Below are 24,775 nucleotides of genomic sequence, written 5' to 3'. Positions count from 1 at the left end.
TTATCATTTATATCTATATCTGTATATTTACTAATAGTTATACAGGTCTCAAAAAAAGGGGAACTTAGGGAACCATTTAGTTTTAAGTGTTGAGAGAGTAAGACAGAGACGGTTCCCTAATGATTAAAAGAAAAGAGGAACTACGGGGAATTGAGGGGGAACTACTAAAAAATAATGAACGGAGAAGTAAATCAATGAATATAGAAACTATAGCTCCTCATGATACTGATGACAAGTACAGTGATACTACAAATATTATTGAACCTAGAAAAGGAAGCAATTTGTATAAGAAAATAAAATCTGTGTATGGAGAGTAGAACAAAAAGTTACTACATATTAAGAAAGTTACTACAAAGTGTGTTTAATCGCCTCTGTTATCAACTTTTTAAGTAGTAACTTATGTAGCTACATATAAATAAATGTAGTAGACATTCATAAGAAGTAGTAACTTATGTAGCTACTTTTTTTATAAATGAAGTAACTTTTGTAGTAGGTCTATATATCAATGAAATAACCTTAAAACAGCTATATATCAATCTTTTAAAGCGGTATGTAGTAACTTTTGTCGAATGTAGTAACTTTTATTCCTATACTCGTCACACACAATAAATATAGAATGGAGAATTTAAATGACTGATATTAATAAACCAGAACACTTTGAAGAATTGAATAAGGTAAAGAAAAACGCATTACTCGAGTTTTGTTACTCGATCAATAAAATAAAAACATTCAATGTTAGACGTTCCTCGTATGGTTTAAAACATGTATTTGAACGTATATATAGTGAAGCATTATCAGGAACTTTTGAAGGTAGTTATATCACAAACGGTCAATTCAAGGGTGCAATGATGAAAGCAGGATTCAAGGTTAAAGATGAAACACGTCTTAATTGGCATTTTAATGCAAGCGAAAAAAGTATCAAAGAATTAGAAGTAAAACATTCAAACTCTTGCCGCAACTAGCGTTATATACTCTAGTGTGGTACTGATGTGTGACCATGCTATTAAACAAAAGTAATATTATAAGTTTAAAAAATTGTATTGTAAAAATCTCGCTAAAAAATAATGAATGTAGAAGTAGGACAATGGATATGGAAACTATAGCTAATCAACTTGATACACGCGCAGGTACGTTATTAAGGTATTATACAGGGCTATTAGAAGCGTATAAGGACATTATGCAGGCTATGAATTACATGACGGTCAAGTCGTTTCTATAAGCGATTTCCCCTGCCCTAATCGAGCGCGCGGTTGTATTCTTCATCAATACAGGTTAATTAAGGAGGTGATAGTTTTAAAAAACATAAGTTCATAAAATTAAGAAAAGGAGTAATGAAATGGACAAAACGAAGGACGAGGTGCAAAAATTACCAGATGAACACCGCCAAGTAGTCAATGTGATAATTAATGCACCAAACAAACATATTACTAAAGAGAAGATTTTAAATCAATTAGGATATGCAGCAAATTCAACTAATGAGCGTTGGGTGCGTCGAATTATACGCGATTTATCAACAAATTACGGTTATCCTATCGGCTGCAGCTACTCCCCTAAACAAAACGGGTATTTTATGATTACAACTCAAGAAGAAAAAGAGCGAGCTATTAATAGTTTAAACAACTTGATAAGAGGAAGCGTGCGCCGTCGTGATGTGATTAAAAGTATTAATATTAAAAACGAAAAAGAGGTTGTTAATTATGAGTAAAAAAGTAAAAGAAAATTCAATCAGTATTTTTGATAAACAAATTTATGGCAAAAGATTACGTGCTAAAGAGGTTCAACAAAAATATAATCAGCTAGTAGATCGTATTAAAAAAATCAATGCTAAAATTACGCACTGCCAAAATCAAGATGAATACGCTGAAGCGACAAAATTAAAACGTCACCAAGCGAATTTGGAACAAGAGTTATTGGAAGTAGATGAACAACTTAAAACATCGGATTACAGTATTACAGATGATGAGTTTACAGAGTTCTATGGCACATATGAAGATGAAATGACAGACATTAAGAAAGCGCATGAACAGTACCGCAAAGAGATGAAAGCCCAACTTCAAGAAGTAGCTTCTACTTACCGTAAAATGATTGAGAATAAGAATGAAGGCGGCAGACGTATTTCACGCTTACGCTATGTCAAACAAGAGCAGCAGCACCCTAGCAATATTCATAATCAATACAAAGGGCAAATGCTAGCTGATGAAGTAGAAATCGGAGGTAATACAACGCCTAGAGATTACGCATGGCTGCTTGAAGATATGTTGAAAGAGGAGTCATTAGAAGACTTTCAGAAATATCACTCCGGCAAAAAGAAATGGTAAGGAGGTAATGCAATGATTACAGCTATTAGATACAAAGGAAACAGGGCAAAGGTAACTGAAAACGGCGAAGATTTAATGATATTGGCTAGTTCAAGTAGTGTGCCTGTAGAACTGGCTGATGCAGATAATAAGTTAAATATTGTAAGCGACTTTGAAGAAGGAGAAATCGAACCACAAGCAGTTAAAAAGATTAAGTTTAATAAAAACAGTTGTGTGATGATGAATGGTAATTTGAACTTTATCATTGCTTCAAGTCAGAGAAATAATAGAGAGTTTATAGTTAAGAAAAATCATACACTCGTTCATGCTTGGAAGAGTGGCGATAATGCAAAAGATAAAGCATTTGAACAAATCAAGGGTAATAAAGTGGATAGTGTTGACGTGTATGTAAAAAATGCAGAAGGTAAAGATAATAGAGTGAGTCACATGGGTGAAATCTTAGCAGTTTCTATTAATTTGAATGGTGCTTAAAATAGCGCGGTTGAGCTTTCTATGTTATAATAAAGGTATTAAAGATGATAATTATCTTTAACAACAAGCGCTTTTTGTTAAAGTCTAAAATAGCCATGAGTTACTCCTTCATTTGTGCAAATGCTGTTCTAACTCTAAAGCACGTTTACAAGGTCATCACTTCAATATATGTGGTGGCCTTTCTTTTATAAGTGGTCTCATGCATGAGTGCTACAGTGAGTTACTTAGTAGGAAGCTATGCAAAGATAGATAGATAAAGGCAAACAAAAACTTTATGTTGGAATTAATATGCGGCAGATTATATTAACCGTATAGTATAGATAACTCAACAGTATACAACCAAACAGCCTATAGGTTAGGCATACAATGTAGAGGTAACTATCCTACAGCACAAGCAAATAGCCGCTATATATTAGTAGCCTCATATTAGTTACAGGGCTATGATTGCATAACTGCATCAAAATATACACTGCATGTATAAAGGTCTAGGTATTAACCTATAGCATTAAGGTGATTGCTTGCTAAAGTGTATAGGCAATACACATAGATTATATACTTAAATGTATGTGAGTAAGCAAATAAGTTTTGAAGATATTAATTAGAATGAATTAGAAGAAACAATCATGTTTGTGTTCAATATCAAAAGAGTTGAGAATATATTAATTAGAATGAATTAGAAGAAACAATTATCTTTTATGTTAGAAGACGAAAGAGTTAAGAAGATAATTAGTTGATTGAACAAAAGTGAAGTTGATGTTTGATTAAAGATAATAGAATGAAAGTTTAAATGTAAATGAGAAGTCAGAAAGTATTTTGAAATTCAGAAAGTGAAATAGAATTTTGAAATGAGAAATGAAACTAAAAAAATAATTTGAATTTGTTTTGTGATTTCGATTTGTAGTTTTGCTTTCAAGATAAAAAAATATTTAGATCAAGAGAGAAGAAATTATAAATAAAAAAGAATGAAGAATAATTATAGAAATGTTGAGAGAACAAACATAAATAGAATAGTTTGAATTGCAATTTCAGGCTTATTGTAAGAAAGATAGGAACAAATAGGATTAAAGAGTAAGGAACTGGTTAAAAGCTGATGACAGGCTTATATGAAGCAATTAGAGAGCATGGTAATTAGTGAAGGTAAATATATCAATATAGATAATGCTGAGGGACTGGATTAAAAGACTGGATACCGAAAATTTAGAGGTAGTGTGTTTTAGCTGCCACAATAAAATTCACGGCAGATAAAATTTTGAAGTTTTTTGAAATTATTTTTTTGGGAAATTTTTTTTGCGGGGCGAAGAAAAACCGGGTGGGTGTTGAGAGAACGTTGAAAACGAGCCGGCCTTAAACGTAACCAAAAGTTGAAAATAAAAGGTGAATATTCGTGAAGAAATCCTTTTAAATAAGGCTTCAATAGGCTTATAGAGAGTGTTTAAAGTGTAAGTTAGCTTACTTACTAGATGAACTTGAAGAAAACTCTATATAGTCGCCCTGTTTATCTATCACGGTTAAAGTTAACCATATCAATTTAATATCTTGTAACTATTCTGTTAGTTAACTAGATTAGCTGCATTGAATAAGGATATTAATTTGATGCCACACAAATTTTGTCATTAATTAGTCTTGTATAAGAAAAAGAAAACTGCAGTTTGATTTTGTAACTACGTATTCTCAACATTTTATTATTTAAAATACTTCATTGATTAAGGGGTGGTTGTATTTGGCACAAAGAAAGTTATTATCACAACAAAAATCACGACTCACTAGAGAAGTACAAGAAAATAAGAAAGCGACAGAAGAAGCAATGAAAAAGCTAACATCTTTAGAGGCAGAACCGCCAGAGTGGTTAGACGATAGAGCAAAACAGGAATGGTTTAGAATATATCCGCTATTAAAAGAGTTACCTATTGCCAGCTTAGATTTAGCGCTAGTATCAGCATACTGTCAAGCTTATTCGGATTATATTCAAGCCACTGAACGTATGAAGCAAGAAGGAGCAGTAGTTGTTACTGAAAGAGGCACTAAATTAAACCAAAACCATGCTATTAAGCGCGATGCACTGGCACAATTGAATAGTATTTCATCTAAGTTAGGCTTAACAGTAGAATCCAGACTAAAGATATTAGATCCTAAAAATGAAACTCCTAAGAAACAATCTGTATATGACCAATTCGGGATTTCAGATAACGACTAAACAAAAGTACAAAGCCAATCAGAAAATAAAATAGATAAAGTTTAAAGGAGTGCAGAGCTGTTGCTGAATAAAAGTGAAAATACTTTCAATTATGAAAGAGAAGAAAGAATTTCAGAATATGAGTTATTGGTTAAATACAATCCTCAATTTATAAACAGAAAATGCCAAGCGCTCGAAGAACAAATAAAAGCAATGTATCATCTGAACATCTCGCATATGGCTTGTGATGAAGCAACAGGTGTAGTTTTCACCAGTTATCCATTAGAGAAGTTGGTTATATGGATTGTTGAGAAAAAAGAAGAGTTGGAACGTTACAAAAATCACTCATTGAAACGCATGAATTTACTTAAAAGCATTGTCAGCGCCTACCCATATCATGAGCAACAAGAGATAATGCACTACATGCGTACAAACGGTGTTTATAAGCCTTATAAGAGCATTGAGAAGTTATGTGAAGATTTATATAAAAACACGCATGAAGCCCGTCTAATGCGCCAGAGAGGCCACTTGAAAGACCAAAGAAAATATTTTGATGAAGAAGTGGGAAAAGTAAGAGCTGCATTGCAAACGCAAAAAGAGGAGCTAGTTATATGAGTTCTTTAAAGAGTTTCGATTACAAAATTCTGAGTGGATATATGGAAAACTATCAAATATTAGTTGATGAGTACAAAACACAAGCTAGCCAAGTGACAGAACAGAGATACAATAGAGTTAAAAGTATCGTAAAAGGAATTACCGAAGTATATAACAATGCGACGCTACAAGAGCAGCAATTAATTAAGATGTTATGGTGGGATAAACAGCCTTATGACATTATCGCAGATGTTTTAGGGGTAACAGAGAATACAATCAAACATGCTAGAGCAGTAATATTAGGCCGTGTTGCAAAAGCCAGTGTTTATATATGATATATGATAAAGAGAGCGTTAGAGCCTTTATATTAAGCTATGAGAGCCGCCCTATCGATGAACCACCAGTAGAACAAGACATAGATGACTTCTTTTCACTAGATCAACCTACAACATCGATAGAAATGAGCGATAATTTTGAAGAACATATATTTTTTAATGAATTATCGTCAGTAATTGAAAACATTGGTACAGAAAAAGAGTTCGTTGTTTTTGATTTGCTCGCGCATGGTTGGTCGTATGAAAAAATAGGAGAAATGCTCATGGTTACAAGCGGACGTGTTCAACAGATATTTAGCCGATTACTAGATAAGCTACCTTAAGAGGTGGCTTTTTCTATATAGACATTTATTTTAAATGAAGCTAGTTGTTAAAGTGAAATATAATAATATAGTTGCAGTTATTAAAGTACCCGTAGCAATTGGTAAAGTCAAAATATATATGAAGTAACTACTTTAAAATTAGTAGATCATCATAGTATTGAATGAAGTAATGCAATCACTGCTATAAACACGGACTTTCTATATTTTAACAGGCTGAGAGAGCCTTTATTTTTCACTGAGAGAAAGATTGGCGGATAAGTGTGTGACTCATTGCAATTAAATGAAGGATTAGTAAAGGTAGATTAATATTAAATTGTCAAATAACAAACATTAGTAGAACGAGTTGTAGGAATTATGTTTTAAATTTAAAAAAGTTGGCTATAGTAATTATACGTTCCTATACTATCATGATAAGCTGCTATCTTTACAAGATAGTGGCTTTTTATTGTATAGATGATGTATTTCTCAATTACTTCCGGCTATCTATTCTCTGCTTCTTCTAGTTGCTTACGTGCAATCTCTTCGGAACGTTGCGCTTGTTCTACTTGAGATTGAAGTTGAGCGTTTTGTTCGTCGCGTTGCTTGAGTTGTTTTTTTAAATCTTGTAATTCTCTTTGTGTCATTTCATCTGGTGTTTTCTTTTCTCCGCTTGAAGTTAAATGTTCTTTTTCTCTTTCTTTATCAGGAAGAGTTGCTATTTCATACAAAATACTAGTTCCTAAATTCGCCATCGATGGCGAATTTAATTCTGGATTTTCAGCCACCTTCATAAATCTTCTAGCAGTACTTCTGCTCATATTTACTTTTTCAAGCCACTTACCAAATTCTCCATGTGCTAAGTCATTCTCTTTTACATGTTTTAATCTACGACCAATTTCAAAAATCGATTGACCAGCGATGTTTTGATAACTTTTAATTTCTGTTTCTATTGTGGTTAAGTCGTTACTGAGTTGTAATTCGTTTTACCTTCCCACCTCCTTTTACGGGTTAATCGTTATTATCAGTTGAAACATTAAATGTCAGTTGATCGAGTGACAGGAATTGTGTTTTAAATTCAAAAAGTCGGTTATAATTAAGTATAACCTCCTATATCCTTAACATGATAAGCTGCTATCTTTACAAGATAGTGGCTTTTTATTGTATAGATGATGTATTTATTGTATATTTTGATTAGGGATTGTTGTTATTTCAAGAAATAGACAATATAGAAATAATGCATTTTTCATTAACAAAACTCTCTTAATTGATTTTGACAATCCCTAACCGCCTTAATTGGCGGTTTTTTATACTGAGAGGGTGTCTGTGTTGCATTGATATATACAGTTATAGAGTGTTATACAAAAAAAGTCACTACATTACGGTGTAGTGACTCGCTAAAATCATCAAAAAAAGGCATAGTATGACTAAAATGTACCTTGAAGGTACGTATATATAGTAACATGAAAGTTCTGATTTGCATAAGAGGTTTCTAAAAACTGCGGTACTTAAATGATAGGATAGTCATATACTAAACTTAACGCACTGAAATGATGTATTAGAAACGAGTATAAAATTTGTGCTGATGTAACTATATTCATAACTCAAATTTGAGCTTTGACACAGAAACCAAAATTGGTTTTTGTAAAAGTACACAACGCAAAAGTGCATTCTGATACGTGTAACAGGGAAAAGTTAAAAAATCTTTAAACATGTTTTATTGATCATTATAAGGAGATAATAAATAAGTAAGTCTTGTCCCAGACTTACAGGTGCTTTTATAAGCAATATTCCTATCTGATTATTTGAATACTGTCCCTTTTGCTACATGAGAAAGCAAAGGGGTTTCTATTATACTATATAAAAAATTCTGAGAAATGAGCATTTAATTTTAAGATTGATAGCATTAGAAATTTCCTTAACTATTTATGCTAAAGCATATAAATAGGTGCTGAGAGAGCGTCTGTATTGCATTGATAAAAGAACTGCCGCATAATTACACAATTGTTAGTACAATGTAAAATGAGGAGGTAATTTTTGACTGCAAATGTAAGATCGTTTGACTATAACTTAGCGGGTATTATTACGAGTGAAAAAATAATATGTCATTTATTTATGTTTAAACCCTGTTATAAGCGGTAATATATTTAATGTGTAGATATTTGACCAAATCTACACTACAAAACACACGCATTTTTAGTAAATGCATCCTTGTATTAGTCCCTTATTTTTCTCGTTTGAATAAGGGGCTTTTATTGTATCCAAAATTAATATTTAGTATGGTTGAAAAAGAGAATGTTAAATATTACAATCAATGTTTCGGGAAAAGTTTTTATACATTGTAAAAATCCTTTATACTAAAGTGATAACCGCCTTAATTGGCGGTTTTTTATTCCGTGAAAATTTTTATGAAGCATGGTGTTTTTGTTAAATGGTATGAAAGTGGAGGCTTAGATAGAAATCAAGTTTATTACTATATTAACTTAAATCAGTTTTCTACAAATCTAGAAAACACTCAAAAAGACAACTTCCTTAATGCACCCAAGTCATTACAAAAAGAAGTGATGAAAAATAAAGGTTAGCTTATTTTCATTAAATACAACTCTAATTTCACTTTTTGCTTTAAATCAATAATGGTATGAGTTGTGTAGTAATCGTCTTCATATGGCAAATTAGAAACTTTAAATTTTTGAGGTTTTATTTCTAGTAAATCAAAATCACTACCTGAGGAATTATAAGTTATTAACTCTCCTTCATTAAGAATTTTGTTTTCAAAATCTCTTATGACTATAAAAACCGGTTTGCGATTGTTATTAAATAATTCATCTCTTTTATCAAGAATACTCATTTTGTCTAGATTGAACTTCATACGAGTGATGTTAACCAGTTTGATTATAGAATTGATAATTAATGGATTAAAAATAAATATTACTAATATAAACAATAGGGTAAAAACAATAGATAATTTTGTTAGGGTAATGAATTCAGACGTGTATAGATTGGATATGTCTATATTTCCATATACAAAAGCAAATGCTGTACACCAAATTATTATTGTCTCAACTGAAAATAATAATAATATTGGGGCATTAATTGTTTGCCTATCTTCACTTACCAAACCGATTAAAACTAAGTATTTATAAGGAATATAACCCAAAAATCCGGTAAGTATCAAACTTGTAATTACTTGAGCCAAACCCTCACCTACTTTTTCTTTAATTATAACATATAATTATATATGTCATACAGAACGATAAACAAAAGCTATATTTACTGGGTACACCACCGTACCCTTATTAAAAATAATGCTATTGCTACCAGAATGTGCATTAGTAAGTGATTTGACACCTAACCTAGTATTCATTAGTCAGAAAGATTATGTCTTAAAATAGTTTTATCTTAAAAATTTGCTTAAAACATGTTTAATTAGTTATTATAAGGATATAGTAAATAAGTAAGCCGAGCCCCAGACTTACTAATATTACTCATTTTATAAGTAGTACCCCTATATATTTGAAGGCTACCCCCCTTTGCTACATGAGAAAGCAAGGGGGCGTTATGCTATATAAAACCTATTAAAGAAATGATAAACTAAAAGTAATTGATTTTTTCCTAAATATATGCTAAAATATTTTATGTGCCATTTTTTCAGTAGTGGCATATAACTTGTGTTGTGTGCGTTTTTAAGTTCTACCACACCTCTTGGGTGTGCATATTCACTGTTAACATTAGATTTACTTTAAGGTCATCATACTTTGTATGGTGGCTTTTTATTACTCACACAGCTTACTCCCTCAACAAAAAGAAAACTTGAATATGTATAATTACATAATTCTATATGTAAAGCATGCGGTCCGTTTTTGAGACAACTCTCGAGAAAAATATTTAGGGAAAAAATAGGGAAAATGATTAGATATTAAGGGATAATGGAAGACAATGAGAACTGTAAAAAACTTGATATTGTGCGATTTTGAAAATGTAGGATAATGAGAAATATCCTCATTTCTTCCTCCCAGGACGTCCATAGAGGAGAATATTTTATATATTCTTTGCCCAACCCTTGAGAAACGTTGATATTTCAACGTTTCTTTTTTTGTCTAATATTCGTTAGTATTTAATAACATATTAAAATGTCACTTGAATGTTCCCTAAAAAACTATTTGTGATTTCAATTCATGCATACTGTTATTTAATAATTTTTCGTCTAGCTGTTATTTTTCTGCACTGTTCAATATTTTTCATTAATAGTTTTTCTATAAAACTTTTAAACATGTATATATTTGAAGAAGCTAAGACATAATAATATCTCAGCTCCCGTTACCTTTTATTAATATTTACTATTCCTCATCTGGCACTGATCTTCCATCAGGTGTCATACATCCTCCTACAGTGCATGTCGTACCATCTGGTTTAGTCATACCCACTGCATCACCGCCACCTGGAGCTTGATGCCATGTGTTGCCTTCTGCATCAACCACACCATTCACGTTTTGACCACTTTTTAATTTCTGAGTCACTTCATCTTTTGTTAAAGCTTGAGATTGTTGAGGTTGAGCGGCTTGCTGATTGTTTTGTACATTAGCATTTTGTTGCTGGTTGTTTTGTGGAGCAGTTGCTTGCTGCGTATTTTGTTGCTCATTATTTTGCACATTCATGTTTTGTTGATCTGCTTGTTGTTGGTCGTCATTTTGCACAGCTGTTTCTTGATTTTGATTGTTTTCTTCGCTCTCTTTTTTGCTTTCTTTCTTGCTATCTGATTTTTTCTTATCCTCTTTTTTGTCCTTTTTTTGAGTCGTTTCTGATTTTTGGTCATCAGATTTACTTTCTTCCTTTTGTCCGCAAGCTCCTAATACTAAAAAGCTGGCCAATAAAAGCATTAATAATTTTTTCATTACACTGTCCCCTGTCTGGTTAATATATTTCCTTAAAGTTTATTTTAATATATTACTAGATGAATTAATACAACAATTTGTATTTCGAACAAAAATATTGAGGAAAATAAAAAAGTCTCAAATTCTAATGACAATTTCATATGTTTTGGGGTATGGATTAAAAACAGTAAAGGGGTTGTCCAAAATGGATATAAAATTTATGCAGCAATTAGATTTCCTATTGAAATATATCAGTAATAACACATCTCATTATTCCAACCGCTACAAACTTATTTTTGAATATAATCATTTTATTTACGAAGGAGATTTTATTCCAGAACTCAAATCATTACAAGTAGTATTAAAGGATGTCACTAGTTTTAATGAAGATGATTTGAATTTAATTAGCTTAAAAAACGAAAGCGCATTTGAAACAATTAGAAAGCATCAATCTTTATTTGGAAAATCGTATTTAAAATTATTGACTGAGCGAATTAATGAGTATTCACCTCAAGATTATTTCCGACTATTAGTAGATTCATTGGAAAAGTATCCCGTAGAATTCGAGAGTGAATTACCACCTTACATTTACAACTTAAAATCCGAGAACTCAAATCACCCATTAAATTTAGAAATCATGAAAATACCGCAAGATGCTCAATTTGATTTTGTAAGTATAGTTAAAGTTGACCCTGAATAGAATGGCTAATATTATTTCTATCCCCCTCATCAATCAACTTTGAATTTTAGGGTAATTATAAACTACGACATGAGTACAATTTAGCAGGATATTTTTTAATATGGAGGTTTTAGAATGAACGCAAAACAAAAATATGTTGACGTTTTAACTAAAGAAAAACCAGATTTGATTGAAGTACTCTTTGAATTTGAAGCGAATGTGCATCCTAAAATCGACGGCAAAGGTCACGGTGAAGGAGCTGTATTTGTTGGACGTGTGAATCTTTATGTTGTCTTAGATGACAAGGTCTATGATTATGTCATAGCAGACTTGCATGAAGTCAAATTCCACAATAATATGTTTGAGCATTCTGTTGAATTTAAATATTAAACCTTAAAAGACTCCTTATCGTAACGTTTTCTAAACATAAGATAAGGAGCCTTGCTTTATAAATATTATTTAATTATTTACCCTCTAAAATCATATCAACATGAGGGATATTATCTTCTAGATAAGTTTCTGAAATACGTTTAAATCCAAAGGAGCCATAGAATTTAAGTAAATGTTCTTGAGCGGAAATCTTAATTGGTTTTTCAGCATCCAATTTTCTTAATGCATCTATAGCAGTTTCCATAAGTTGGTAACCTAATTTATTTTTACGGTAAGCTTTGACTACAATCACGCGTCCAATTCTAAAATCTTCTTCAGTTTTCAGTAATCTAGCATATGCTGCAATTTGATTATCTTTTTTTAAAATAACATGTTCTGCATTAAAATCTTCCTCATCTATTTCTTGATAAGGACAATTTTGTTCAACCACAAAAACTTTAACTCTTTCAATCATAATTTGAACTAATTCTTCGGGCGTTAATTCAGGTGTTTTTTTAATGAGTGTTTCGATATTTTCCATATTCTTGTCCTTTCATTACGTCGATTTTAACTAACCTGCTCATTATTCTTTACTATGATCTTGTCCGTGAAGCATCCAACGTACGTTATATTTATCTGAAAAAGCACCCATCTTGCCTCCCCAGAATTGATCGGCTAACGGCATCTCTACAATAATAGATTCATCGTCTTTTACTTTTTCATACAAAGCTTCTACACGTTTAGCGTCTTCTGCATCATTAATATCGTAATCAATTAATAAGGAAATGCCTCGCGTGATAGTATAATCTTCAGAGTTGTCAAATGCGTCTGAAGCAAACAAAGTTACGTCTGCTACCTTAAATTCTGCATGCATCGTACTGTCTTCTGCTTTATCAGGATCGATGCCGAGATTTTCAGCTTGTTCACGCTGAACGGGCAAGCGATTGATGTGGGTCGCGCCAAACACTTCTTCGTAATATTGCAAAGCTTCTTTAGTATTCTCAAATGCTAAATATGGATATAATTGAGTCATTAGTTTAGGCTCCTTTTTTTAAAAAATATGCACTTTCACTTACCTTATTATACTATGTTTCAAACACTTTAGTTAAAGGTAAGAGACTATGAAACTTATTTGAGGTGAAAGAATGATTAATCAATTAGATCAAGTTATGTTATATGTATACGACCAAGAAGCTGCGAAGACCTTTTGGATTGAAAAATTAGGCTTTGTAGAAGTCTCGGATGTGGCCAATCAAGCCATTCGAACAATTGTTGTAAAGCCTTCAGCACAATCACAAACAGAAATTGTCTTGCATGATAAAGCCAAGGTTGAAGCCATGTCGCTGGGTATTAGCACAGAAACGCCTTCTTTGATGTTCGGCACAGATGATATCGATCATCTTTACGAAGATTTTCAAAGCAAAGGTATTTTTGTAGGAGAACTGGTTGAATCTCCACAAGGCCGAGTATTCAATTTCGCTGATTCTGAAGATAATTATTTTGCTGTGACAGAAAATAAATAATTTCTGAACCTCCGCACGTAAGAAAAGTCAGAGACGATTTTGCAATGACACCGGTCACTTAGGAATTAGAACATTATCTATCGTCCATACATGTTATAGTGTCCTTGATAACGTTAAGCAATCATATTATAAGTAGAAGCTATACAATGGCATCTATATTTTCCGAAGACCCTAAATCTATCAGTATTTTATCATTAGGTGGAACTATAATCGGTCTACATATGTTTTTAATCGTCGGTATGTTAGGCTTTTTTTTACCATACCGCCAACCGTTATGTTTATTTTGTCACTGATAGATTTTCCTAATCATGAATAATAAAAAGAAGCCAGCGTCAATCAGCACTGCAAAGAGGTGCCTATACGCTGGCAATTTTTTATATCGTAAATTCAACTGTATCAATAATTGCATGTTGGCGATTACGGAAATTTAACTTGGCTGTTTGCTCATTTTCATTAAGCAGCAATTCCGCGTAAGTTTCCTCAGTGCTACTTCTCGATTGAGAAATACTGCCAGGATTAATGACATGTACACCAGCAATTTCTTCATAACGTGCAATATGAGTGTGACCATAGAAAGCAAATTGGCATGCTAGTGATTTTGCTTTTTCAGCTAGTTGCATGCGTGTCGTATTGACATTATACATATGGCCATGCGTATAAAACGCACGTACACCATCCGCTTCCACCACTTCTTCTCCCGGAAACTCCGGATAAAAATCGCAATTGCCCTTCACACGTCGATATAAACTGAGTTCCGTATCATCATATTGAAATTCTGAGTCGCCCAAGTGAATCGCTACATCTACTTCATCGTAGTGATTAAACACTTCAAATAAGATACCCGCTTCCGTATGATTATCACTGACAATTAACCATCTATTCAAATTTGATCACCCTTTAAATAGTTTCGCAGTTTATCAATTGCACGACGTCTATGACTGATTTCTCCTTTTTCTTCAGCAGAGAGCTGTGCCATCGTTTTACCTTTTTCAGGAACATAGAATATCGGATCATAACCGAATCCATTGTCGCCTTCTTTCGCATGTGTAATTTCGCCATCAACTGTGCCTCGGAAAGTCACCGTTTCTTCATTCGGCGCACTCATACTGATGACGCAAACGAACTGGGCTTGACGATTGTCATTTTCACCTAAATTATTCAACAACTTTACGATATTCGCTTCATCATCTTTATCTGTCCCCGCGTAACGTGCGGAATAAATACCAGGTTCTCCATTTAACGCGTCTACTGCAAGACCGCTGTCATCCGCGATAATCCGTTTACCTAATGCTTGAGCCGCCGCTTCTGATTTCAATTTAGCATTCTCTTCGAAAGTTGAGCCAGTTTCTTCCACATCAAACCCCTCAATCAATTCACCGATGCCAATGACGTTATACTCAGGAAAAATCACTTTGAAATCATTAATTTTACCTTTATTTCCTGTTGCTATTACTAAATCTTCCATCTGTTCCACCTCTATTTAATCGACTTTTACCATTGTGACTACGACATCATCCAACTTCAACCATTGCGAAATAATATATTCAATATGCTCCGTATCTCCTGTCGCAAAGAAACGGTGTTGCGGATTCGGCGTATAAGGCGCATGTTCATTACTGAACGTCAACAACGCACTCACTTCACGCGCAGTTTCCAAACCAGAAGAAATCACCGTTTTCGTACCACCAAAATATTCATAAATCGGCTCAAACAACAACGGATAATGCGTACAACCTAATATTACCGTATCCGCTTTATTATTACGAAACGCTCTCAACGTTTGGTGAATCACAATATTCGTTGGGACCGGGTCATGATAACGCATCTGTTCCACCAACGGTACAAAGTCTGGACAAGCAACGCCAGTCACTTCAACATTCGGATTAATCGCTTTAATATGCTTCGTATACGCTTCAGATTTAATCGTACCCTCAGTGCCGAGCACCATCACATTATTATTCTTCGTCGTCATAATCGCCGTGCGTGAACCCGGTTCAACCACTCCGATAACAGGAATCGGCAACAATTCCTTCAACGTTTCCAAAGCCACTGCAGTCGCCGTATTACACGCAATCACCAACATCTTGATATCAAATTCCATTAACTTCTGCGCTAACTGCACCGTAAACTTCCGCACCTCATCACCAGGTCGAGGGCCATAAGGACAACGTGCACTATCACCTAAATAATAAATCGTTTCATTCGGCAGCTGACGCATAATTTCCTTGGCTACAGTGAGGCCGCCGACTCCTGAGTCAATCACTCCAATAGGTTTGTTCATCTCTACTCATCCTCGTGCAAAACATTCTTAAACTATATTTTATCACAATCACCAAATGCATTGAATTAATCAGAATTTGTGTTCCTTATCTCCCCGGCTCCGCCGAAAGAAACCTTTGGAGAGAGGATGGAATGAAGAAAGACGGCTAACCATAGAGGAGAGCGGATATATTGGACATGTTGCTTCGAATCTTGGCCAATATATCCCCCCCTTGCGCCCTTTTCTACAATTAGCAAGCACGCACCAAAAAAGGCCTGAGACATTTAATAATGCCTCAGGCCGTTCTATATCAATATTAATTAGTTTACTTGGTGATCTGAACCAAAGAATGATTTAAACATATAGAATGAAGTTTCTCTGTTTAATGCTGCGATTGAAGTTGTCAAAGGAATACCTTTTGGACAAGCATTTACACAGTTTTGAGAGTTACCGCATTCTTGTAAACCGCCTGCACCCATCAATGCATCTAGACGTTCATCTTTAGTCATTGAACCTGTTGGATGTAGGTTGAATAAACGTACTTGTGAAATGGCTTGTGCACCAACGAAACCATTATTTTTAGTTACGTTAGGACAAACTTCTAAACATACACCGCAAGTCATACATTTAGATAACTCATAAGCAGTTTGACGTTTTTTCTCAGGCATACGAGGTCCTGGACCTAAATCGTAAGTACCATCGATTGGAATCCAAGCTTTCATACGTTTCAAGTTGTCGAACATGCGTGAACGATCAACTTGCAAGTCACGAATGATTGGGAAAGTTTTCATTGGTTCTAAGCGAATCGGTTGTTCTAATTGGTCAACGATTGCTGAACATGCTTGACGTGCATGGCCGTTGATAACCATTGAACAAGCACCACAAACTTCTTCCAAACAGTTCATATCCCAAGTTACAGGTGCTACTTTTTCACCTTTAGTATTGATTGGATTACGTCTGATTTCCATCAAGCACGCAATAACATTCAAGTTTTCACGATAAGGAATCTCGAATTTTTCTTCATATGGCTGAGAGTCACTTGTATCTTGTCGTTTAATAATCAAAGTTACAGTTTTTTGTTTATTAGAAGCTTGCTGTTGTTGATGATGTTGCTCAACAGCTTGGTCTTTTACTTCTTCTGCCATTATGATTCGCTCCCTTCTTCTTCTTCCTTATGTTCTGCAGTTTTCGATTTACTTGAGTAGTCACGTTTACGCGGTGGAATCAAGCTGATATCTACATCTTCATATGTGAATGTAGGTGCTTCATATTTACCATTGTAATGTGCCATTGTTGTTTTCAACCATTCTTCATCATTACGATTAGGGAATTCTGGTTTATAGTGGGCACCACGTGATTCGTTACGATTATAAGCACCGATAGTGATAACACGTGCAAGCACTAACATATTCCATAATTGACGTGTGAAGAATACTGCTTGGTTACTCCAAGTTTGTGTATCTTCCATGTCGATGTCTTTATAACGTCTCATCAACTCAAGAATTTTTTCGTCAGTTTCAAGTAATGCTTTGTTTTCACGAACTACAGTTACATGTTTAGTCATGACTTCACCAAGTTCGCGATGAAGTTTGAAGGCATTTTCAGTACCTTTCATATTCAATAATTCGTCGAAACGTTTTTGTTCTTCGTCAACTCTGTCTTGATACAAGCTGTCATCTAATTCAGTGTATGATTGTTCAACTGTATCAATGTATTTAACTGCGTTAGGGCCCGCTACAGTACCGCCGTAAATTGCAGATAATAATGAGTTCGCACCTAAACGGTTACCACCATGTTGTGAGAAGTCACATTCTCCTGCTGCAAATAATCCTTTAATAGTTGTGTGTTGATCATAGTCTACATACAATCCACCCATTGAATAGTGAACGGCTGGGAAGATTTTCATTGGTACTTTACGTGGGTCGTCACCAGTGAATTTTTCATAAATTTCGATGATACCGCCTAATTTAACATCTAATTCATGCGGATCTTTATGTGAAAGGTCAAGGTAAACCATGTTTTCACCGTTGATACCTAATTTTTGGTTCACACAAACATCGAAGATTTCACGTGTAGCGATGTCACGTGGCACTAAGTTACCATAGTCAGGATATTTTTCTTCTAAGAAATACCAAGGTTTACCATCTTTGTATGTCCAAATACGGCCACCTTCACCACGCGCTGATTCACTCATTAAACGTAATTTATCATCACCAGGAATTGCAGTTGGGTGGATTTGGATAAATTCACCGTTTGCATATACCGCACCTTGTTGGTAAACGATAGATGCTGCTGAACCTGTGTTGATCATAGAGTTTGTTGTTTTACCGAAGATGATACCAGGACCACCAGTCGCCATAACAACTGCATCTGAACGGAATGAGTCGATTTTAGCATCTGTTAAGTTTTGAGCCACGATACCGCGTGCAGCACCATCATGGTCTTTAACAAGTCCTAAGAATTCCCATCCTTCATATTTTGTTACAAGCCCATCAACTTCAAATTTACGAACTTGTTCATCTAGTGCATAAACTAATTGTTGACCTGTTGTCGCACCAGCATAAGCTGTTCTGTGGTGCATTGTACCACCGAAACGACGGAAGTCTAATAAGCCCTCAGGTGTTCTGTTGAACATTACACCCATACGGTCAAGCAAGTGAATGATTTTTGGTGCTGCATCAGCCATTGCTTTTACTGGTGGTTGGTTAGCTAAGAAGTCGCCACCATAAACCGTATCATCGAAGTGAATCCAAGGTGAGTCTCCTTCACCTTTTGTATTAACAGCCCCGTTAATACCCCCTTGTGCGCACACAGAGTGCGAACGTTTTACGGGTACAACTGAGAATAAATCAACATGTACACCTTGTTCTGCTATTTTAATTGTTGTCATCATGCCGGCCAATCCGCCGCCGACAACAATAACTTTTTTCTCTGCCATATTAAATGTCACTCCCTGAAAATATAACCTTTATTTACGCTGATTCTATGCTCTGTTAAACAAATGCTAAGATTGCACTCACGCCGATATAAGCGACTACGATGAATACAATTAATGAAATCCATGTGAATACACGTTGTGATTTTGGTGATTGCAAGAATCCCCAAGTTACGCCGAATGACCATAAACCATTAGCGAAGTGGAAAATAACTGCAACAGTTAAAATAATATAGAAAACCAACCAAAATGGATTGCTTAATAAGTCATGCATCATAGTGAAACCAAGTGTTTTATGACCCATCCACATTTCAATTTTAGTTTGATAGAAGTGGATAGCGATGAAGATAAACGCTAAAACACCTGTAATACGTTGCATCATGAACATCCAGTTTCTGAACCATGAATAATGCCCGACATTTTCTTTAGCTGTGAAAGCAATATGCACACCGTATAATGCATGGTATAAAATTGGTAAGTAAATAAGTAAAATCTCAAGTGCTAGCAAGAATGGTAGTGATTCCATGAACTGAGATGCTTTGTCGAATGCGCCAGCTCCTTTTGTTGCCTGATGGTTAACCGTCAAATGCACAAGTAAAAATGCTCCGATCGGAATAACCCCTAGTAACGAGTGAATACGTCGCAAGTAGAATTGATTCTTAGTATAACCCAAAAGGAAGTCCCCCCTGTGAAACAAATAGTATTTATGGTTTTATTCAAAGGAAATGAATTGGAAAAGCCCTAAATTGTCCCACAATTTTCCCTAATCAAAATTTTTAAAGTATCTAAATAAAACACTGTTGTATAATTCACAGTCTGTACGAGCAACCCACAAGTTCAGAAAGAGTATTTCTATGTATTTGACCCCTATCTAAGCTGTCTTTTCTGAACGCTTGCTTCTTGATGAATTTCTGTTAAAAACTTTGATATAGAGCTAATTGAGAAACATTTTCATTTAGAAAGCGTTTACAAACAGTCCTAAAAAAATATAAAACCTTGTTAACGATATTGTAACATTTTTTGACCGTCTTTTGGGCATGAGAATAATTCTCATTGCACTTTTTTCTATTTTGTATTTAATTCAAATAATATTACACTTTTATTAACAAAAAGAGTGCGAAAACTGCACAAATTGATAACTATTTATGCAGCAACACACTCTTAATCTTCTTTATTCAATTCAGCTTGCAAACTTTCCGCTACTTTTTGCGGCAAACCCGCTTCTTGCAAATCTTTCAATGTAGCTTCTCTCATTTTTTTAATAGAACCGAAAGTACGTAATAAAGTCGTTTTACGTTTTGGACCGATTCCTTCTACCTCATCTAACACAGAGGAGAAACTATGTTTTTGTCTCGTTTGACGATGGAAAGTAATGGCAAAGCGGTGGACTTCATCTTGAATACGTTGCAGTAAATAGAAAGCTTGGCTGTTCTTTTTCAAAGGAACCACTTCGGCTGCAGGTCCATAAATTAATTCTGAGGTACGGTGTTTATCATTCTTGCGCAAACCTGCCACTGGGATATCTAGCCCTAGCTCATTCTCCAGTACATCAATGGCTACGGACATTTGTCCTTTACCGCCATCGACAATAATCAAATCCGGCAATGGCAAACCATCATTCAACACACGTGTATAACGTCTGCGAATCACTTCACGCATTGATTTATAATCATCTGGACCTTCAACTGTTTTAATTTTGTATTTGCGGTATCCTTTTTTATCGGGTTTGCCATCTACAAAAGTAACCATTGCAGATACAGCATCGACACCTTGGATATTAGAGTTATCGAAAGCTTCGATACGAATCGGCGTCTGAATTCCCATTTGTTCGCCTAACTCTTCAATCGCTTTAATGGTTCTAGATTCATCTTTTGCGATCAACTCGAATTTATTTTGTAGTGACACTTCTGCGTTATGGTTAGCCATATTGACCAAGTCTTTCTTTTGTCCGCGGACTGGCTGCAAAATTTTAGTATCTACAACCGACTCAATCATTTTACGATCTAGATTCTTCGGTACGTGTACTTCTTTCGGCAATAAATGTTGATTCAAACGATAGAATTGACCGATAAACGTATAAAACTCTTCTTCTGGTGTTTGCTGTAATGGAATCATGGTAGTGTCACGCTGAATCATGTTCCCGTTCCGTACAAAGAAGACTTGAATGCACATCCAGCCTTTGGAAATATAGTAACCGAAAACATCACGCGCAGTATTATCTGCTGACATGATATTTTGTTTTTTCGTCAAGTTATGGATATGTTGAATTAAATCACGATATTCCTTAGCTTGCTCGAAATCTAAATTTTCACTGGCTGCTTGCATTTTCGCTTCTAAGTTTTTGATAATCGTTTTATCTTCACCATTTAGGAAATCGCTGACTTCTTGTGTCATTTTATCGTACTCTGCTTGATCCACATCATACACACATGGACCTAGGCATTGGCCGATGTGATAATATAAACAAAGTTTATCTGGCATCTTATCACACTTACGAAAAGGATAAATACGATCCAATAATTTTTTCGTTTCTACAGCAGAATAGGCATTAGGATAAGGACCGAAATATTTCCCTGTGCCTTTTTTGACCGTACGAGTCACTAATAACCGCGGGTATTTTTCCTTCGTTATTTTAATAAAAGGATAGCTTTTATCATCTTTCAGCAGAATATTATAACGTGGCTGATATTGCTTGATGAGATTGAGTTCTAGTAATAAAGATTCTGTTTCACTATCGGTGACAATGAATTCAAAGTTACGGATTTCACCGACTAAACGCGTCGTCTTAGCGTCGTGAGCGCCTGTAAAGTAAGAGCGCAGCCGATTACGTAAACGCTTGGCTTTTCCGACATAAATCACTTGATCGTTGCGGTCTTTCATCAAATAACAGCCTGGTTCAAAAGGCACTACTGAAAGTTTTTCTTTAATCTTCTCTTGATATGCCTCCACGTTTCTTCCTCCTTTCTTTAAAATTAAAGTTTATATGTCTTGATTTGTCAGTCATTATAACATTGATTGATGCGTTAGCGGACGCAAAAAAACTGGATCACCCTAAAAAGTGAATCCAGCCTTTTTAACTAACCTATTTCATATCGACGATATTTTCAAAGTTTCAACTTTAAACGCCGAAACAAGACATTATTCTATGCAACTTATAGGTGTTTGTTTAAAACTTCTGCTAAGTTTTCTTTTGGTTGGAAACCGACTACTTTATCTACAGGTTGTCCATCTTTGAAAACGATAAGAGTTGGAATACTCATTACTTCGAATTTAGCAGCAGTGTTAGGATTTTCGTCTACGTCTAATTTTAAGACGTCAGCTTTACCTTCAAAATCTTGTGCTAATTCTTCTAATACTGGAGCAATCATTTTACATGGTCCGCACCAAGTTGCCCAGAAATCTACTAATTTAACACCGTCTTGAACTTTTTCATCAAAGTTTGAGTCAGTTACTTTTACTAATGCCATAAATATCGTTCCTCCTTCGGAATTTAATGATGAACAAAGTATATCAGATACATTTTAAAAATGCACTGGCTTTGCTCATGAAAATTGTGTAATAATGCGTGTTTTCGCTATTTTTTTATTGTTTATAAAGTTACTTCAATTCGGCAACCGTTACACCGAATCCGCCTTCGCTCGGCATACCTGTACGGAATGAAGCTACGTTTTTATGCTTTTTCAAATGTTGCTGTACTGCCTTTTGCAATGCACCTGTTCCCTTTCCGTGAATGATATAAACGTTTTCGTAGTTGCTGAGCATTGCTTGGTCGAGATATTGGTCGAGTGCTGTGATTGCTTCTTCATAACGATAGCCTCTCAAATCTAGCTCCATTTTCACGCTGGAACGGTTGGTACGTGAAATCGTCTTAGCTGGTTTCTCTTGTGTTTTCTTTTTCTTCTCTAAATCTGCAATTGGTAATTTCATTTTAATGATACCCATTTGGACAACCGCTTCATCATCATCCAATATCTCAAGCACTTCGCCTTTTTGTCCGTAAGTCAAAACTTTGACTTCGTCTCCGGCTTTGATTTCATCCCATTTTTGTTTCTTAACATTTTGTTTGATATCTGTGCCTTCATATTGCTCATCTAGGTGTTTACGTTTCTCAATCAGTTCATGTTCTTTGACTTCAGCATCTTTTTCATCGCGCATCTGACGCAAGTCTTGAATAATGTCATCCGCTTCTTTCGTCGCAGCTTTCACACGTTGATTCGCTTTGACTTTAGCATCATCCATAAGTTGTTTCTCGTAATTTTGATATTGCTCGTATTTTTTATTTAAATCGCCATGTACTTGTTTAGCTTCTCTTAATAATTGGTCGAGCTCAATACGTTGTGTTTCTACTTTCTTAGCATTCTTTTCTAAAGAAGCAATCATATTGTTGATTTCTTGTTCATCTTGACCGATTAAGGATTTCGCTTCGCGGATAATATTGCCACTCAGACCTAGTTTGCTGGAAATTTCAAAGGCATTGGAACGTCCAGGCACACCCATCAGTAATTTATAAGTCGGGCTTAACGTGTTGACGTCGAATTCCACGCTGGCATTCATGACGCCTTCACGGTTATAGCTATAGGCTTTTAATTCCGGATAGTGGGTAGTGGCCATCACTAAGGCACCTAATTGTTGCACATGATCCAGAATACTCATTGCAAGTGCAGCCCCTTCACTCGGGTCTGTTCCTGCACCTAATTCATCAAATAGAATCAGGCTGTTATGGTCTGCGTGTTTCAATATCTCTACAATATTCTTCATATGAGAAGAGAAAGTAGAAAGTGATTGTTCGATAGATTGTTCATCTCCGATATCACAATATACGTTATCGAAGACGTTTAATTTACTGCCATCTAAAGCTGGAATCAATAGTCCTGATTGTGCCATCACAATAATTAAGCCCAGTGTTTTCAAGGTTACGGTTTTACCACCTGTATTAGGCCCAGTGATAATTACTGTTTGAATATCTTCTGCAAATTCAATTGTATTCGCTACTACTGTTTCGCGGTCTAATAATGGATGAAACGCTTTCGGCAGATAGACATTGCGTTCTTGTGTAAATTCAGGTTTCGTTCCTTTAATAGATTGGCCGTAACGTGCTTTCGCTGTTAAGAAGTCAATTTGACCCATCACTGATTCGGCAATTAGACATGCATCCGCTTCAGCAGCTACTTCAGCAGAAAGTGCACTCAGAATACGTTCTACTTCTACCTTTTCATCATTACGCAAACGGCTGATTTTGTTATTCATTTCCACTACGGCTGATGGTTCGATATATAAAGTTTGTCCTGAAGAAGATTGGTCATGCACGATACCATTAAAGTCTTGACGGTATTCTGCTTTGACAGGGATAACATGACGGTCGTTTCTGACCGTGATAATCGCATCAGATAATTTCTTCTGATTCGATTGACTCTTAACGACTCTGTCTAAATTCTGTTTAATACGATTTGAAGTACTGTGAATGCGACTTCTGATACTTTGCAATTCATAACTGGCATCATCAAATAAATCAAAGTTATCGCATTTCTGATGAATCTCTTGATATAAATCTGAGAGTATCGGCAATTGCGCCATTCTTTCGTCTAAAATAGGATAATTGATGGCTTCCTCTTCTTCTAATAATTGACTGTAAAAAGTTTTGTATTGATTCTGAACTTGAATTAAACGTTTAATTTGATTCAGTTCTCTCACATTTAAGATACTGCCGATTTTCGCACGATGAATCAGCGGTTTGACTTCTGTCAATCCGCTTAAACTCGGTAAACGATGCTTATTATAGATTTGGGAAAGTTCATCTGTCTCATTCATTTGATAAACGACAGTATCATAATCAGATGCAGGCGTCATTTGGGCTGCTTTAGCTTTTCCTAAATCACTGACTGCTTCTTTTTCAACGCTTGCTTTGATTTTCTCAAAATCAAGCACATCTAAGGTTTTCTGTCTCATTT

Annotated in this window: 26 protein-coding genes and 2 pseudogenes; 14 read left to right on the top strand and 14 right to left on the bottom strand. The window is 35.0% G+C overall.

Annotation, left to right across the window (positions count from 1 at the left end):
• Positions 1–119: 119 nt before the first annotated feature.
• From CNQ82_RS05690 to CNQ82_RS05640, 11 genes and pseudogenes are all read left to right on the top strand, one after another.
• The gene (locus CNQ82_RS05690; protein WP_123144458.1) at positions 120–317 is read left to right on the top strand and encodes a hypothetical protein; all 198 of its coding nucleotides are present in this window, start codon (positions 120–122) and stop codon (positions 315–317) included.
• 312 nt (positions 318–629) lie between these two features.
• Positions 630–962, top strand: coding sequence for a hypothetical protein (locus tag CNQ82_RS05685; RefSeq protein ID WP_123144457.1), 333 nt, complete (start codon positions 630–632; stop codon positions 960–962).
• A 122-nt stretch (positions 963–1,084) separates the two neighbouring features.
• Positions 1,085–1,171, top strand: a pseudogene (locus CNQ82_RS05680) (pathogenicity island protein); the annotation flags it as partial.
• A 165-nt stretch (positions 1,172–1,336) separates the two neighbouring features.
• Positions 1,337–1,705: a pathogenicity island protein gene (locus CNQ82_RS05675; protein ID WP_123144456.1), complete on the top strand. Its 369-nt coding sequence runs from the start codon at positions 1,337–1,339 to the stop codon at positions 1,703–1,705.
• Entirely contained in the window at positions 1,698–2,318 is a 621-nt protein-coding gene (locus CNQ82_RS05670) for a guided entry of tail-anchored proteins factor 1 (protein WP_123144455.1), read from the top strand. The genes CNQ82_RS05675 and CNQ82_RS05670 overlap by 8 nt, the downstream gene beginning before the upstream one ends.
• Before the next feature lie 12 nt (positions 2,319–2,330).
• Entirely contained in the window at positions 2,331–2,789 is a 459-nt protein-coding gene (locus CNQ82_RS05665; RefSeq protein ID WP_123144454.1) for a hypothetical protein, read from the top strand.
• A 1,158-nt stretch (positions 2,790–3,947) separates the two neighbouring features.
• Positions 3,948–4,034 (top strand): HNH endonuclease, encoded by an 87-nt coding sequence (locus CNQ82_RS13455; RefSeq protein ID WP_420876468.1) that lies wholly within the window; start codon positions 3,948–3,950, stop codon positions 4,032–4,034.
• 475 nt (positions 4,035–4,509) lie between these two features.
• Positions 4,510–4,983 (top strand): phage terminase small subunit P27 family, encoded by a 474-nt coding sequence (locus CNQ82_RS05655; RefSeq protein WP_123144453.1) that lies wholly within the window; start codon positions 4,510–4,512, stop codon positions 4,981–4,983.
• 57 nt (positions 4,984–5,040) lie between these two features.
• The gene (locus CNQ82_RS05650) at positions 5,041–5,577 is read left to right on the top strand and encodes a spore coat protein (protein ID WP_420876467.1); all 537 of its coding nucleotides are present in this window, start codon (positions 5,041–5,043) and stop codon (positions 5,575–5,577) included.
• Positions 5,574–5,891, top strand: a complete 318-nt coding sequence (locus CNQ82_RS05645; protein ID WP_123144451.1) for a hypothetical protein — start codon at positions 5,574–5,576, stop codon at positions 5,889–5,891. The genes CNQ82_RS05650 and CNQ82_RS05645 overlap by 4 nt, the downstream gene beginning before the upstream one ends.
• On the top strand, positions 5,888–6,214 hold the full coding sequence (locus tag CNQ82_RS05640) for a sigma-70 RNA polymerase sigma factor region 4 domain-containing protein (RefSeq protein ID WP_123144450.1): 327 nt from the start codon (positions 5,888–5,890) through the stop codon (positions 6,212–6,214). The genes CNQ82_RS05645 and CNQ82_RS05640 overlap by 4 nt, the downstream gene beginning before the upstream one ends.
• Before the next feature lie 482 nt (positions 6,215–6,696).
• Here the strand turns inward: CNQ82_RS05640 and CNQ82_RS05635 are convergent.
• The 3 genes and pseudogenes from CNQ82_RS05635 to CNQ82_RS05620 all read right to left on the bottom strand — a co-directional run.
• Positions 6,697–7,131: pseudogene (locus CNQ82_RS05635) on the bottom strand (DUF3102 domain-containing protein); the annotation flags it as partial.
• Positions 7,132–8,768: 1,637 nt separating this feature from the next.
• Positions 8,769–9,386: an ATPase gene (locus CNQ82_RS05625; protein WP_123144447.1), complete on the bottom strand. Its 618-nt coding sequence runs from the start codon at positions 9,384–9,386 to the stop codon at positions 8,769–8,771.
• Between the two features lie 1,141 nt (positions 9,387–10,527).
• Positions 10,528–11,082, bottom strand: a complete 555-nt coding sequence (locus CNQ82_RS05620; protein WP_123144446.1) for a hypothetical protein — start codon at positions 11,080–11,082, stop codon at positions 10,528–10,530.
• 184 nt (positions 11,083–11,266) lie between these two features.
• Between CNQ82_RS05620 and CNQ82_RS05615 the strand changes: the two genes are divergently transcribed.
• Positions 11,267–11,761, top strand: a complete 495-nt coding sequence (locus tag CNQ82_RS05615) for a hypothetical protein (protein ID WP_123144445.1) — start codon at positions 11,267–11,269, stop codon at positions 11,759–11,761.
• A 114-nt stretch (positions 11,762–11,875) separates the two neighbouring features.
• Positions 11,876–12,130, top strand: a complete 255-nt coding sequence (locus tag CNQ82_RS05610) for a hypothetical protein (protein WP_123144444.1) — start codon at positions 11,876–11,878, stop codon at positions 12,128–12,130.
• A gap of 73 nt (positions 12,131–12,203) precedes the next feature.
• On the opposite strand, the gene CNQ82_RS05605 is transcribed toward CNQ82_RS05610, so the two are convergent.
• Both CNQ82_RS05605 and CNQ82_RS05600 read right to left on the bottom strand, forming a co-directional pair.
• A complete protein-coding gene (locus CNQ82_RS05605) occupies positions 12,204–12,650 on the bottom strand; it encodes a GNAT family N-acetyltransferase (RefSeq protein WP_123144443.1) in 447 nt (148 codons plus the stop codon).
• Positions 12,651–12,692: 42 nt separating this feature from the next.
• Positions 12,693–13,142 (bottom strand): VOC family protein, encoded by a 450-nt coding sequence (locus tag CNQ82_RS05600; RefSeq protein ID WP_123144442.1) that lies wholly within the window; start codon positions 13,140–13,142, stop codon positions 12,693–12,695.
• 112 nt (positions 13,143–13,254) lie between these two features.
• On the opposite strand from CNQ82_RS05600, the gene CNQ82_RS05595 reads away from it, so the two are divergent.
• Positions 13,255–13,632 (top strand): VOC family protein, encoded by a 378-nt coding sequence (locus CNQ82_RS05595; protein WP_123144441.1) that lies wholly within the window; start codon positions 13,255–13,257, stop codon positions 13,630–13,632.
• Between the two features lie 374 nt (positions 13,633–14,006).
• Here CNQ82_RS05595 and CNQ82_RS05590 read toward each other — a convergent pair whose 3' ends face one another.
• The 9 genes from CNQ82_RS05590 to CNQ82_RS05545 form a co-directional block, all read right to left on the bottom strand.
• Positions 14,007–14,516 (bottom strand): YfcE family phosphodiesterase, encoded by a 510-nt coding sequence (locus CNQ82_RS05590; RefSeq protein WP_123144440.1) that lies wholly within the window; start codon positions 14,514–14,516, stop codon positions 14,007–14,009.
• Positions 14,513–15,097 (bottom strand): XTP/dITP diphosphatase, encoded by a 585-nt coding sequence (locus tag CNQ82_RS05585; RefSeq protein WP_123144439.1) that lies wholly within the window; start codon positions 15,095–15,097, stop codon positions 14,513–14,515. Before CNQ82_RS05585 ends, CNQ82_RS05590 begins: the two co-directional genes overlap by 4 nt.
• 15 nt (positions 15,098–15,112) lie before the next feature.
• Complete coding sequence (racE, locus tag CNQ82_RS05580) at positions 15,113–15,913, bottom strand: glutamate racemase (RefSeq protein WP_123144438.1); 801 nt, start codon at positions 15,911–15,913, stop codon at positions 15,113–15,115.
• Positions 15,914–16,212: 299 nt separating this feature from the next.
• Positions 16,213–17,037 carry a succinate dehydrogenase iron-sulfur subunit gene (gene sdhB / locus CNQ82_RS05570; RefSeq protein WP_095105897.1) on the bottom strand — a complete coding sequence of 275 codons (825 nt, stop codon included), beginning with the start codon at positions 17,035–17,037 and terminating at the stop codon, positions 16,213–16,215.
• On the bottom strand, positions 17,037–18,830 hold the full coding sequence (gene sdhA, locus CNQ82_RS05565; RefSeq protein ID WP_123144436.1) for a succinate dehydrogenase flavoprotein subunit: 1,794 nt from the start codon (positions 18,828–18,830) through the stop codon (positions 17,037–17,039). Before sdhA ends, sdhB begins: the two co-directional genes overlap by 1 nt.
• Before the next feature lie 55 nt (positions 18,831–18,885).
• The gene (locus tag CNQ82_RS05560; protein WP_095105901.1) at positions 18,886–19,500 is read right to left on the bottom strand and encodes a succinate dehydrogenase cytochrome b558 subunit; all 615 of its coding nucleotides are present in this window, start codon (positions 19,498–19,500) and stop codon (positions 18,886–18,888) included.
• 488 nt (positions 19,501–19,988) lie between these two features.
• Positions 19,989–21,776: an excinuclease ABC subunit UvrC gene (uvrC, locus tag CNQ82_RS05555; protein WP_123144435.1), complete on the bottom strand. Its 1,788-nt coding sequence runs from the start codon at positions 21,774–21,776 to the stop codon at positions 19,989–19,991.
• 203 nt (positions 21,777–21,979) lie between these two features.
• On the bottom strand, positions 21,980–22,294 hold the full coding sequence (gene trxA, locus CNQ82_RS05550; RefSeq protein WP_047132443.1) for a thioredoxin: 315 nt from the start codon (positions 22,292–22,294) through the stop codon (positions 21,980–21,982).
• Between the two features lie 130 nt (positions 22,295–22,424).
• Entirely contained in the window at positions 22,425–24,773 is a 2,349-nt protein-coding gene (locus tag CNQ82_RS05545; protein ID WP_123144434.1) for an endonuclease MutS2, read from the bottom strand.
• Positions 24,774–24,775: the final 2 nt, after the last annotated feature.

Origin of the sequence: Staphylococcus debuckii (assembly GCF_003718735.1) — a bacterium.
Taxonomy (GTDB): domain Bacteria; phylum Bacillota; class Bacilli; order Staphylococcales; family Staphylococcaceae; genus Staphylococcus; species Staphylococcus debuckii.
This window is presented reverse-complemented; position numbering and strand designations above follow the sequence as displayed.